This is a genomic window from Larkinella punicea (assembly GCF_003334855.1).
Classification (GTDB): Bacteria; Bacteroidota; Bacteroidia; order Cytophagales; family Spirosomataceae; genus Larkinella; species Larkinella punicea.
In genome coordinates this window covers 69,897-83,247 of sequence record NZ_QOWE01000019.1, presented here as the reverse complement: position 1 = coordinate 83,247, position 13,351 = coordinate 69,897, and the positions used below count along the sequence as shown (strand labels likewise).

Sequence of the window (13,351 nt, the reverse complement as noted above, 5' to 3'; positions counted from 1 at the left end):
AAAGAAGAGAAAACGTCACAAGATTGCTACCCACAAGCGGAAGAAGCGCCTGAGAAAGAATCGCCATAAGAAAAAATAGGTAGATCGCTTTCGGGCGATCTTACCATACGGGCCGGCCAATCGGAGGACTTATTCGCTTGTGCAACAGGACTTTAACCTGGATGCCAACGAACCGATTGCCCGGCCTTTTTATATATTTTCGGGCCTCTTAACCGCATATTCATCTTGTGAGTAACGAATTAGTCATTAGTTCGACTCAGAAAGGTGATCGGATAGCACTTTTGCAAGACAAAAGACTGCTGGAATATCACGTTGAAGAGTCGGACAGCAGCTTTACCGTCGGCGATATTTACTTAGGAACAGTTAAAAAATTAGTGACGGGCCTCAATGCGGCATTTGTCGACATTGGCTATGAAAAAGATGCATTCCTGCATTATTTGGACTTAGGCTCCAACATTAACTCGCTTAACAAATTCACGAAAGACGTTATCGCCAAACGGGCCAATACCGGCCGGCTGAACAATTTCAAGCTGGAACCCGAGATCGACAAGCTCGGGAAAATTGATAAGGTATTGAGTAAGAACGCACCCATTCTGGTGCAGGTTGTCAAAGAACCCATCTCGACCAAAGGGCCGCGTTTATCCTGCGATATCTCCATTGCAGGGCGGTATCTGGTATTGGTGCCCTTTGCCAGTACGGTCAATATGTCCAAAAAAATTACGGATAAAGCCGAACGCACGCGCCTGATGCGCCTGATGTCGTCGATAAAACCGCAAAATTTTGGGGTAATCGTCCGGACAGTAGCACAGGGCAAAGACGTTGAAGAACTGGATCGCGATCTGACCAATTCCCTCGAAAAGTGGGAAAAAGGGATTGCTCTCCTGCGCGACGCCAAACCCCGCGACCGGATTATTGGCGAGATGAACCGGGCTTCGTCCATCCTCCGCGACATGCTGAACGAATCGTTCGACAGCATTACCGTCGACACCAAGGAGATGTACGATGAAATTAAAACGTACATACACACCATTGCCCCCGAAAAAGAGAAAATCGTCAAGTTCTATACGAACAACAAGATGAAGGTTTTCGAACAGTTCGGGCTTGAAAAACAGATCAAGTCACTGTTCGGGCGATCGGTTAGTCTGCCTGCGGGCGGTTATCTGATCATTGAGCACACGGAAGCGCTGCACGTGATCGACGTGAACAGCGGGAACAAATCGAATTCCGAGGAGGATCAGGAGGCTACGGCAGTCAGTGTCAATAAAGAAGCCGCAAAAGAAATTGCCCGCCAGCTCCGGCTGCGCGACATGGGTGGAATCATCGTCATCGATTTTATCGATATGAAGAAGCCCGACAACAAAAAAATGATTTTCGACGTGATGCGGGAGGAAATGAAAACCGACCGCTCCAAATTCACGATTCTGCCGCTGACGAAGTTCGGCTTGATGCAAATTACGCGGCAGCGTGTTCGTCCGGAAATCAACATCGTTACCAAAGAAGTTTGCCCGACCTGTGGTGGCACCGGTACAATTCAGGCCAGTATCCTGATTACGGACGCCATCGAACAGAACCTGGAATACATTCTGACCCGCCAGAACGAGCGTGGTGTCCAGATCATGATGCATCCTTACCTCTACGCCTATTATACCGCAGGCTGGTATTCCAAGCAGATGCAATGGTTCATGAAACACAAAACGTGGGTTAAGTTGATCAAGGACAGTTCGTTTGGGATCAACGAATTCAAGTTCTATAACAAACAGGGCGAAGAAATTGAGGTGACAGCCGCCTGATTTTCGTACCATCTTCTCCAAAAAAGCCGCCCGAAAAGCGGCTTTTTTGGTTTAACAGGCTATACGATTCAAACCAACCCCGGCCTGTTTTGGTTAGATTGAAACAGGAAAAAGTGATTCAAATGTCTACATCCAAGCCCCCCGCTCTCCGGTCGTCCTGGTTGCAGCACCTGCCTCTGGTCGTTACCGGTTTGCTGATTTTGTCATTCGGTTTGGCGTATGGTTTAGTGCCGGAGTTTCGGGCATTTTTGCGGGAAGCAGTCGACGTCTTATCGGGTGATGATGAGAAGCGAATTACCCGGTGGGTTGCCCAATTTGGCTGGCGTGGCCCGTTCCTGTTGATCGTAGCCATGATTGCCCAGATTTTTCTTGTGATCATCCCTTCCTGGGGATTGATGATTGTGTCGGTATTGGCCTATGGCCCGGTTTGGGGAACGGTTTTGTCGCTGGTTGCAACGGCGATTGCAGCTTCGATTGGTTATGGAGTCGGTAAGTCCGTGGGCGATGCGACCGTACGGAAACTGGTGGGTGGCAAAACCGAAAAGAAAGTAACAGACTGGGTGCAGCAATATGGATTCTGGGCGGTCGTTTTTGCGCGGGCTTCCCCATTCATTTCGGGCGATGCCATTAGCCTCATCGGCGGAATTTCACGCATCGGCTTTCCGAAGTTTATCAGTGCAACGGTTTTAGGGGCCACTCCGCTGGTGGTTGCCATTGGGTATTTTGGCGAAAATACGCAGCGATTGAAAGTGGGATTTGGCTGGATGACCGCCGTAAGTCTGCTGTTGTTTGCAGGGTATTACCTTTATCGGAAGAAAAAAGAGGGCTGATCCTTGATCAACCCTCTTTCGGTTTATTTCAATATCGGTTCGAGGGCCTCCCGGTTTTCGTCGAGCCACTTCGTGATGTCGGTGACAATTTCTTTGATGCCCAACTCGGGTTTCCAGCCGGTCAGTTTCGTTACTTTTGTATTGTCGGTGATGTACAACCGGATGTCGGCGGCCCGGTTTTCGGCCACGCTGCTGATGGGAATGGTTTTGCCGGTGACTTCCTGACAGATTTTGGTCAGTTCCTGCAAGGACGCACTGCTTTCGTTGCCCCCTCCCGCATTCAGGATTTCGCCGTTGACCAGATCAATGTTGTGTAACTCCCAGTCGATCAGTCGGTACAGATCGGCGATGTGGAGCATGTCGCGGGTTTGTTTGCCGGTGCCGCCGTAACCAATATACGCCAGTTTCTGCTCAAAGTAGTGTTTGGCAATCCAGAGAACCATCACGCCCTGGTCGACCTTGCCCATCTGCCACGGACCGGTGATGACCCCGCAGCGGTTGATGACGGTTTTCAGGCCGAAAAACTCCTGATACTCCTGAATAATCAACTCCGAAGCCAGTTTCGTGGTGCCGTAGAGCGAGCGGGCGCCGTCGAGCGGAAAGTTTTCGGCAATGCCTTTGGACGAAACGCCCGGCACCGGTTGTTCGTCGGACAGCACAAACCGGGTGTCGTGTTCATCGAAATTCAGGGTTTCGATGGTTTTGATAGGATAAACCCGGCTGGTGGAAAGAAAAATGACGTTGGCTTTGGATTTCAACGCAAAGTTGAGGCAGTTCACCGTACCAAACAAGTTGGTATTGATGAGATAATCGGGCGTTCCGGTCAGACCGGCCAGCACCGACGGTTCGGCGGATGCCTCAATCAGCGTATCGACGGGCGGAATGGGATCGAAATCTTCCTTGTTCCGGATGTCGCCGTGAACAAATTGAATACCGGCTTTGGTCAACCGGGCCACGTTCAGTTCGGAGCCTTTTCGTTTGAGGTTGTCAAGAACAAAAATTTCGTACTGTGGGTAGTCGGTTTTGAGAGACAAAGCCAGTGAAGAGCCAACAAAACCGGCTCCGCCGGTGATCAGTATTTTCATTTATGGGAGAAATTAGGTATCGATTCGTTTCAATTTGACATTCTCGACCGGACGGATTACCAGCGGCACTTTTTCGATTTTCACGGCACTGCTGTCGAGTCCGAACCAGCGGTCTTCGGGGGTGGTGAAGTTTTTAACAAAGAAATAAACATCCATCACAATCCGTTCGCGCAGCGGCAGGTCGTTTTCAAAGGAAAGAAATTTTTCCAGCACCACAAACCGGAAATCACCGATCACGTTCTGGCGGCTGAGGGATTCGTAGCGGCTGGTGATGTCCACTTCCTTGTTTTTCACCATGTCTTCGATCACCCGCCGGAAAAAGAGGTTGATCCGCTGTTCGATCCGGAAACCCAGCCGGAAAGTAACTTTATAGACGTCATCGGGGGCGATGGTGTTCACCTTGTATTCCATCGTATACGGATCATCGGTGGTGTCGACGTGAATAAACCAGTAAATATCCGCGCGTTTGGGGCGTTTCTGAAAAATGGAGTAAATGACCTTGGACTCGATTTCGGCGGCCCGGGCCGCGTTGCTCATAAAAACCAGGTGCGTCGCATATTTCGGGATGCTGATATCCCGGCTGAGTTCCTTGAACGGTTGAATATACTGGTCGATTTTAACGTATTCCGTCAAGCGCAGTTTGATCTTGTTCGCGTTCAGCCAGATGATCATGATACCGGCCATGATGCCCGCAATCAACACCGACACCCACCCGCCGTGGGTAAATTTGGCCAGGTTGGCGATCAGGAAACTGGTTTCCACGAGCAGGTAAAAAACCAGGAAGAGCATGACGAACCACGCGTTGTATTTGTGGGAGTACATGTAATAGCTGAACAGAATGGTCGTCATCAGCATGGTGAGCGTGATGGCCAGCCCATAGGCCGCTTCCATGCGGGACGATTCCTGGAAGTAGAGAACAACGCCCACACAACCCGCAAAAAGCAGCCAGTTGATGCTCGGAACGTACAATTGCCCTTTTTTATTGGTCGGGTAGCGGAGCCGGACCTTCGGCCAGAAATTCAGCCGGATGGCTTCACTGATGAGGGTAAACGCGCCGGTAATCATGGCCTGGCTCGCAATGACGGTGGCCATGGTGGCAATGACAATACCGGCAAAAAGGAACCATTCGGGCATCAAACCGTAAAACGGATTGCGTTCACCGAGGGGCTGACCGGCCAGACTTTCCACGAAGGCACCTTGTCCAAAATAGTTGAGCAGGAGACAGGCCTTCACAAAAACCCAACTGATCCGAATGTTTCCCCGACCCGTGTGGCCCATATCGGCATAGAGGGCTTCAGCCCCGGTTGTCGACAGAAAAACCGCACCCAGAAGCCAGAAAGCACCGGGATAATCAGTCAAAAAGTGATAAACGTAATACGGATTGACCGACTGGAGAATGGATAAATCGTCGGCGATGGCCAGCACCCCCAGGGTGCCGAGCATCGTAAACCACAGCAACATGATCGGACCGAAAGCCGTGCCGACAACGCTGGTGCCAAAGGTCTGAATCAGAAACAGAAACGCCAGAATTCCGAGCACGATCGGTACGGTCGGGATGTCGGGGTAAAGAATGCGAAGTCCCTCGATGGCGGAAGATACGGAGATGGGAGGGGTAATGATGCTGTCGGCTAATAAGGCACTGCCACCGATAATGGCCGGGATGGTCAGCCAGCGGGCATGTCGGCGGACGAGCGCATAGAGCGCAAACGTTCCCCCTTCACCCCGGTTATCGGCCCGCAGCACCAAAATAACGTACTTGATGGTAGTCTGTAAGGTAATGGTCCAGAAAATGCAGGAAAGGGCTCCCCTGACAATGTCTTCCTGAATGGGTTGATCGGTGCCAACAACAGCACGGAGCACGTAGAGGGGCGAGGTGCCAATATCGCCGTAGATGATACCCAGTGCAACCAGCAGACCCGCTGCCGATACCTTATCCAGGTGCCTTTTATCGTCCATAGAGAATAAACGCCGTGCTAAACGAGTCCGGCTGGTGAAATCCGGGTAAAGATAACGCTAAATCCCGGTTTTCTCCATTAAAGAGTGCCAACAAGCAAGACGACATTCAAAACAATAATCAGACCGGCAACCGCCCAGCTCAGAATCGTCAGCCAGCGGGGATTGACAAAAGCCCCCATTTTCAGTTTGTCACTGGTGAACAGAACCAGCGGTACGACGGCGAAACTGAGTTGAACCGACAGCACTACCTGGCTGAAAACCAGCAACTCCGAGGTGCCGCGTTCGCCGTACAGGATGGTGACGATCAGGGCCGGCACAATGGCAATCAGGCGGGTGATGAGCCGGCGTAGCCACGGTTTCAGCCGGATGTTCAGAAAACCTTCCATCACAATCTGACCCGCCAGCGTGCCGGTGAGCGTCGAGTTTTGCCCCGATGCCAGCAGTGCAACGGCGAAGACAACGCTCGCCAACGTGGCCCCTAAGAGCGGATCGAGCAGGCGGTGGGCGTCGGTAATATCGGCGACCTGGTGGTTTCCGGAAGTGTGAAAAGCCGCTGCCGACAGAATCAGAATGGCCGCGTTGATGAAAAAAGCCAGGAAGAGCGATAGCGTGGAGTCGATGGTGGCAAACTTGATGGCATTCCGGCGACCGCTGTCGGTTTGGGCAAAATCGCGGGTTTGAACGATGCTCGAATGCAGGTACAAATTGTGGGGCATCACGGTGGCCCCCAGAATCCCGATGGCAATGTACAGCATGTCCGGATTGGTGATGACTTCTTTCTGCGGAATCAGTCCTCCCAACACGGCGGCTATTTCGGGCCGGGCCAGCAAAATTTCGTAGGCAAAACACAGCAGAATGACAAAAATCAGGGCACCCACAATGCTTTCGAGCCAGCGGAACCCTTTGTGCTGTAGATAGAGCAGCAGTAAAACATCCAGCGCTGTGATGCAAACGCCCACCGATAGCGGAATTCCGAACAGCAGATTCAGGGCAATGGCCGATCCGATTACTTCCGCCAGATCGCAGGCGGCAATGGCAATTTCGCACAGAAACCACAGAACCGCCGACACCGGGCGGCTGTAGTGATCGCGGCAGGCCTGGGCCAGATCGCGGCCCGTTGCAATGCCCAGCTTCAGCGACAGGTGTTGCAGCAGCATGGCAAAGAGGTTGGAAATCAGGATGACAGACAGCAGGGTGTAGCCGAAACGAGACCCCCCGGCGATGTCGGTGGCCCAGTTACCGGGGTCCATGTAGCCGACGGCCACCATCAAACCCGGCCCCGAAAAGGCCAGTAATCGTTTATAAAAAGAACCCGTTTCCGAAACCGGTATGCTGGCGTGAACTTCAGGCAGTGATTTCGATCTATTTTCGGACTTCCATCCCTGGGCCATCTTTGAGGTAGATTCGTTGGTTACCATAGCGTTAGACTGCTATATACATATTCTTTTATTTAACGCAACAAATATATCAAATGTTTCTAAATAAAAATTTAGACGAGTCTAAAAATTTTTTGAACGGTAATAAAAATCTAAATTTGTAGCCGGAAAATATCAGTTGGTGATCCCATCGGTCGTTTTCTGGTTTTAGTCGATTCTGGAGAGATTGGGTGGATGGCAAATCCGTCCTGCGCCTATGCATTCATTCACGGAAGAAAATTATCTAAAGACCATTTATTACCTGGCTGCCCGGCAGGAAGGGGAGGTTACGACCAATTCGCTGGCCGAAATGACGGCGACGAAGGCGGCTTCGGTATCGGATATGCTGCGGAAACTGGCGGAGAAGCAACTCATCCATTACAAAAAATACCAGGGTGTGCGGCTCACCGAAGAAGGTGAACGGCTGGCGTTGAAAGTGATCCGGCGGCACCGGATCTGGGAAGTGTTTCTGGCCGAAAAACTGGGTTTTGGCTGGGACGAAGTACACGAAATGGCCGAAGAATTGGAACACATCCGCTCGGAAGACCTGGTGCAGAAACTGGATGCCTTTCTGGGCTATCCGCAATTTGACCCCCACGGCGACCCGATTCCCAGCCCGGCGGGGCAGATGCCGACCGTGGAATACACCAAATTGTCGGAAGTGACCATTGGCGAAGAAGTTCAGGTCATGGGTGTGCTCGAACATTCGCCGGAATTTCTGCAACACCTCGATAAAACCGGGTTGAATCTGGGCTGCCGGGTGCTGGTGCAGGATGTCAACGCGTTTGATAAATCCGTTTCTGTACAGATTAACCACGAAAAAACGTTGTTTGTCAGTAATGAAGTAGCCCGGAATCTATTAGTCAATTAGACGACTGTCTGGCTGACTTTAACCCACTTTCATGAAACTCCTCGACTGGTATATTTTAAAACGGTTTTTGCTGACGTACTTCTTTGTCGTAATGGTCATCGTGCTGGTGGTCTGCGTGGTCGATTACACCGAAAAAGTGGACGATTTTTACAAACACAAGGCTCCCGGCGACAAAATTCTCTTCGACTACTACCTCAACTTCATTCCGTATTGGGCCAACTACATCAGTCCGCTGATGGTTTTCATTGCCACGGTTTTTATGACCTCCCGGCTGGCGGCCAAATCGGAGATCATCGCCATGCTGAGCAGCGGCATGAGCTTTGTCCGGCTGTTGGTTCCCTACGGGATCGGTGCCCTGATCCTGAGCGTGGCGACCTATTTTCTGGTGGGCTGGGTGGTTCCGAAAGCCAACCAGACCCGGATCGCTTTCGAGCTAAAATACACCAAAGATCCGTACACCTATTCGGGCCGGAACATCCACATCAAGGTGGCTCCCAATGTGTATGCCTACCTGGAAAGCTATAATAACCAGAGCAATACGGGCTATAAATTCACGCTGGAACAGGTTCAGGGCAACAAACTTCTGCAAAAAATGGCGGGCGACCGCATCGAATGGAGCCCCGAAAAAAAGAAGTGGACAGTATATGATTACAGCATCCGGAAAATTGACGGCCTACAGGAAACGCTCACCCACGGCACCAAAGTCGACACGCTGCTGAATCTGTATCCGTCGGATTTTGACAGTGATTTCAGTCTCTACGAAACCTTTACCTTTCCTGAACTCGACAATTACATCAGCCTGCTCAGCAGCCGGGGGGCCGACGGGGTTGAAACCTATTTGCTGGAGAAATATTCCCGGCAGACGCGCCCCTTTGCTATCATCATTCTGGCGGCCATTGGCGTGATTATGTCGGCCCGAAAAAGTCGCCGGGGAGTGGGCTGGCAGGTGGCGCTGGGGTTTGTGCTGGCGTTTGTTTACCTGCTGTTTTTTATGCTGGCCAAAGGCATCGCCGAGTCGGGCAACCTCAATCCAATCGTGGCGGTTTGGTTGCCGAACATCATTTTTACGGCGATTGGGGTGATTTTATACCACACGATTCCGCGATAACGTATGAATCGCCCCACGACCACCGATTACCTGCACCTGCATTTTCTAGTTTTGATCTGGGGTTTTACGGCCATTCTGGGTGTCCTGATCTCGGTGTCGGCCTTGACCCTCGTGGTGTATCGCACTTTGCTGGCGGCCATCGGACTGGGGATTTTGCTCTTTGTGCAGAAAAAAATGGTGCCGGTTTCCGGGCCCGACCGCCTGAAACTGCTGGCTACGGGGCTGGTGATTGCGCTGCACTGGGCGCTGTTTTTCGAAGCCGCCCGAACGGCCAACGTTTCGGTTTGTCTGGCCGGCATGGCCACCGGTTCCTTGTGGACGAGTTTGCTGGAACCGCTTTTTTTCCGCCGACGCCTGCGGGCCGTTGAAGTGATCCTCGGCGTGGTCGTGATGACGGGGTTGTATCTGATCTTTCGCTTTGAAATTGACCGGGCTGCCGGACTGGTCATGGCGGTTTTTTCGGCCATGCTGGCGTCCATTTTCACCATCATCAACAGCCAGTTTACCCGGCGGTATCCACCGATGGTTATCACCTTTTATGAAATGTCGGGTGCGTTTGGTAGTTCCTTGCTGTTTCTGGGGCTATATTTGGCATCGGGTTCGGAAAAACCGACGGCCTTGTGGCCGCAGCCTACCGATTGGCTCTGGATTTCAATCCTCGCGTTTGTCTGCACCGTCTATGCCTATTCGGCTTCCGTGTGGCTCATGCGGAAATTTTCGGCCTTTGCGGTGAATCTGACCGTTAATCTGGAACCCGTCTACGGAATCATGCTGGCCTGGTTGTTTTTTGGTGACCGGGAGCGGATGACGACGGGTTTTTACGCCGGTACGCTGATTATTCTGCTGGCCGTGCTGGTGTATCCGGCTTTAAACCGGAGAATGGGTAAAAACAAAAACTATTCTATTCAATAACAAAAGTTTACAAACGCCGGCTTCGGTCTATGTAACTAACGCTGAAACTGATGGATAAATTTATTTCGCCAAACAAATACATTTTTTTTCTTTTGACAGGATGTCTGCTACTGATCTCCATTCCGTTGATCTGGCTGGCTTTTTACAACCATCCGTCGATCGTCGATGATTATTGTTTTGCGTATACCGTGATGCGATTTGGCGTATGGAAATCCCAGATGATGTATTACGATGGCTGGACAGGCCGCTATTTTCACAACTTTATCGTCCACACGAGCCCCTTGATCTGGCGGTGGTTTGGTGCCTACACGGTTTTTCCCATCCTGTTGCTGCTGGCACTCTGGACCGGTTTTTTCACACTGATCCGCCAACTGGGCCGGGCCGTTCTGACCACTTCCGAGCAAATTGCGATCGCGTCGGGCGTCTGTTTTTTATACATTACGCAACTGCGCTCCATCGCCGAATTTTTCTACTGGTATACGGGTTTGGCGGGCTATTCCCTCGCCTGTGTGTTTCTGCTGTTTCTGATCGGTATTTTCATCGCCCATCACCGGCAGCAAACCGGCTGGAAAAGTCCGCTCCTGTGGCTGGAAGCCCTTTTCATTCTGGTGATTATCGGCTCCAGCGAGACCTGGATGGTGGTGATGCTGTCGTGCCTGGGCTTCCTGGCTTTGCTCAGCCTGATCGACCAGCGAACCCTTCCGGTTTCCCTGCTAATCCTGATCGTTTGGGCTGGTCTCTGTAGTTACGCGGTGGTGCAGGCACCGGGCAATGCCATCCGGATGGCAGGCAATAGCTTGAGCCAGGATGTGATTTTTTCGGCGCTGGAAGCCGCAAAATTCGGACTGATCTATTTCCGGGACCTGGTTTTCCAGTCGGCCATTTTGCCGTTGTCGCTGCTTTTTCTACCCATCGCCTACCGGCTGACCGACAGCCGGAATCCGGCGCGGGTTTATTTTGCCATTAATGGGTGGCTGACGCTGGGTTTCTACCTGGGTCTGCTGTTTATTCTGACCTTCCTGCATTTCTGGGCCGTGGGTGTTCCGCCGGTGGCTCGTCTGCTGAATGTCGTCAATTTCGTGTGGGTCGTGGGATGGTTCTATACGCTGACGGTTTTCGTCCGGATTTTCCGCGGAACCATCGGCCCATGGTCATTGCTGTTGCGCTATCGGTGGCCGGTGGTACTGGTTGTGACGGTGGTGCTTGGATGGCAGGGGTACCGGAATGCCAATGTTCGGCTTACGTACGAAGACCTCCGCTATGGACGGGCTCAGAAATACCATCGGGCGATGATGGCCCGCTATCAGTTGATGGGCGCCACCAAAGGAGATACGGTTGCATTGCCGCCTTTACCCGTCCTGCCGGTTTCGTTGGCTCTGGATGACCTGAGCTACCGATCTGCCCATATGTTTAACGATTGCTGGGCCGGCTATTTTTACCGCAAAGGGGCGAAGCTCCACAAACTGCCGGTTTTGGCAGACACTCCAAAAACCGTATTTCCCCAGATTGCCCGCAAACCGTAAGACCTCTTCCTGAATCGTTTCAGCAGCCCGGTGGAAAGATTGGGTAGGATGGGGTGCGTTCCTTATCTTTACTTTCTTTACTTTTGTCAATTTCAGCGTATTAAAAAGGAATATGCCCTTTTTAGTACGTTTGCTGTGCCCGGCTGATGCTGGTGCGCGGGCTATTCGTTGTGCCTATAGCGGATTGTTCGGCAATGGTGCTGAGAAGGGGTAAAGAGAACGGTAATCTATTCACTAACAAAACGTTGCGAGCTATTACACGTGTTTCGTGTGATTAACCTGTCACTAATGAATCCATTCATTACACCCAACAAGTTCGTTTTTTTTCTGATTCTTGGCTGCCTGTCCCTGGTTGCCATTCCACTCATCGCCCTGTCTTTTTATAACCAACCCTCGCTGGTGGACGACTACTGTTTTGCCGATACGGCCCGGCAATTCGGGGTCTGGCAGGCGCAGAAGTTTTACTACGATGGCTGGACGGGGCGGTATTTTCACAACCTGATGGTCCACACCGGGCCGCTGGTTTGGGAGTGGTATGGGGCCTACGCCGTGTTTCCGATTCTGCTCCTGATCTTGCTGTGGCTGGGTTTTTATGCGGTTATTCATGAACTGGCCCGGCCGTTGCTGACATTGACGGAGCAGATCGTCGCAGCCTCGGCGGGCTGTTTTCTGTTCATTTCCCAGCTCGTGTCGATCCCGGAATTTTTTTACTGGTATCCCGGTCTGGCCTGTTATTCCGTCGCCTGTGTCGGTTTCCTGTTTTTGATAGCGGTTCTGATTGCCCACGACCGGATTCAATTCCGAATGAACGGCCGCTTTCTGTTCCTGGAAGCGTTGCTGGTCGCGGTAATCATCGGATCCAGCGAAACCAGCATGATTATGGCCATGGCGTTGCTGGGAACCGTTCTGATGGGCCTGCTGATTTATCGAAAAAAACTCCCGGTTTCCCAACTCATTTTGTTTGGCATTGCCGCCATTTGCTGTTATTTCCTGATTCAGGCACCCGGCAATGCCGTACGGATGGGCGGCAATGAGCGCAGCCAGGATGTGCTGTTTTCCGTTACCGAGACGTTGAAATACTGCGTACAGTATTTTCCGAAACAGTTTACAAAAACGCCATTGCTGCCCCTGTCATTGCTTTTTCTGCCCGTTGCCTACCAGTTGACCGACACCCGGAACCCCACCCGTCGTTACTTTGAGGTGCATGCGGGCCTGGCCATCCTCCCGTATGTCGGGCTGTTGTTTATCCTGACGTTGTTGCATTTCTGGGCGGTCGGTGTCCAGCCGGTGCCCCGTTTGCTCAACGCCGTGAACCTGATTCTGACGCTGGGGTGGTTTTATAACCTGACGATTTGGGTGCGGGTTTTCCGGCAGAATGTCGGTGTGCTGTCGTTTCTGACCAGTTACCGCTGGACGGTGGTGGTGGTGGTGGCCATTTCGCTGCTTTTTTTAACGTACCATAATGTGAACTTTCGACTGACCGTCAGTGATTTGCGTTCCGGCCGGGCCAAACAGTACCACGAGGCTGTGGAGCAGCGGTATGCGCTGATGGCGCGCAGCAAGAGCGATACCGTTCAGTTGAGTCCGTTGCCGGTTAGCCCGGTTTCGCTGGTGCTGGGCGATTTCAGTTCCGACCCCTACCATCTGTGGAACCGATGCTGGGCGGGATATTACCACAAAAAAGGGGTGAAGCTGGGGCCAGCAACCATTGAATAAGAGTGTAAAGCCCGGGCTGTCACAAGTCTGGGATATGTTCTATTTTTGTGGCACCGTTCTTTATATAAATCGACCGTACGTTGACCGACATACCCACTGCACCCACCGACAGAGTATACATTGTTATTCCCTTGTTTAATGACTG

At 51.9% G+C, this 13,351-nt stretch carries 10 protein-coding genes; 7 read left to right on the top strand and 3 right to left on the bottom strand.

The window, feature by feature from the left end:
• Positions 1-227: 227 nt before the first annotated feature.
• On the top strand, positions 228-1,790 hold the full coding sequence (locus DUE52_RS21750; RefSeq protein WP_114408166.1) for an Rne/Rng family ribonuclease: 1,563 nt from the start codon (positions 228-230) through the stop codon (positions 1,788-1,790).
• A gap of 122 nt (positions 1,791-1,912) precedes the next feature.
• Complete coding sequence (locus tag DUE52_RS21745) at positions 1,913-2,620, top strand: TVP38/TMEM64 family protein (RefSeq protein WP_133299902.1); 708 nt, start codon at positions 1,913-1,915, stop codon at positions 2,618-2,620.
• Between the two features lie 23 nt (positions 2,621-2,643).
• Here DUE52_RS21745 and DUE52_RS21740 read toward each other — a convergent pair whose 3' ends face one another.
• The 3 genes from DUE52_RS21740 to DUE52_RS21730 all read right to left on the bottom strand — a co-directional run bounded on the left by DUE52_RS21740 (position 2,644) and on the right by DUE52_RS21730 (position 7,079).
• A complete protein-coding gene (locus DUE52_RS21740) occupies positions 2,644-3,705 on the bottom strand; it encodes an NAD-dependent epimerase/dehydratase family protein (protein ID WP_114408164.1) in 1,062 nt (353 codons plus the stop codon).
• 12 nt (positions 3,706-3,717) lie between these two features.
• Positions 3,718-5,661 (bottom strand): KUP/HAK/KT family potassium transporter, encoded by a 1,944-nt coding sequence (locus tag DUE52_RS21735; protein WP_114408163.1) that lies wholly within the window; start codon positions 5,659-5,661, stop codon positions 3,718-3,720.
• 77 nt (positions 5,662-5,738) lie between these two features.
• Positions 5,739-7,079, bottom strand: a complete 1,341-nt coding sequence (locus tag DUE52_RS21730; RefSeq protein ID WP_114408162.1) for an Nramp family divalent metal transporter — start codon at positions 7,077-7,079, stop codon at positions 5,739-5,741.
• Positions 7,080-7,293: 214 nt separating this feature from the next.
• Here DUE52_RS21730 and DUE52_RS21725 point away from each other — a divergent pair, with 214 nt between their 5' ends.
• From DUE52_RS21725 to DUE52_RS21705, 5 genes are all read left to right on the top strand, one after another.
• Positions 7,294-7,947: a metal-dependent transcriptional regulator gene (locus DUE52_RS21725; protein ID WP_114408161.1), complete on the top strand. Its 654-nt coding sequence runs from the start codon at positions 7,294-7,296 to the stop codon at positions 7,945-7,947.
• 31 nt (positions 7,948-7,978) lie between these two features.
• Positions 7,979-9,055 (top strand): LptF/LptG family permease, encoded by a 1,077-nt coding sequence (locus DUE52_RS21720; RefSeq protein ID WP_114408160.1) that lies wholly within the window; start codon positions 7,979-7,981, stop codon positions 9,053-9,055.
• 3 nt (positions 9,056-9,058) lie between these two features.
• Entirely contained in the window at positions 9,059-9,967 is a 909-nt protein-coding gene (locus tag DUE52_RS21715) for a DMT family transporter (RefSeq protein ID WP_114408159.1), read from the top strand.
• A gap of 50 nt (positions 9,968-10,017) precedes the next feature.
• Complete coding sequence (locus tag DUE52_RS21710) at positions 10,018-11,490, top strand: hypothetical protein (RefSeq protein WP_114408158.1); 1,473 nt, start codon at positions 10,018-10,020, stop codon at positions 11,488-11,490.
• A 288-nt stretch (positions 11,491-11,778) separates the two neighbouring features.
• On the top strand, positions 11,779-13,206 hold the full coding sequence (locus tag DUE52_RS21705) for a DUF6056 family protein (RefSeq protein WP_114408157.1): 1,428 nt from the start codon (positions 11,779-11,781) through the stop codon (positions 13,204-13,206).
• The last annotated feature ends 145 nt before the right edge of the window (positions 13,207-13,351 follow it).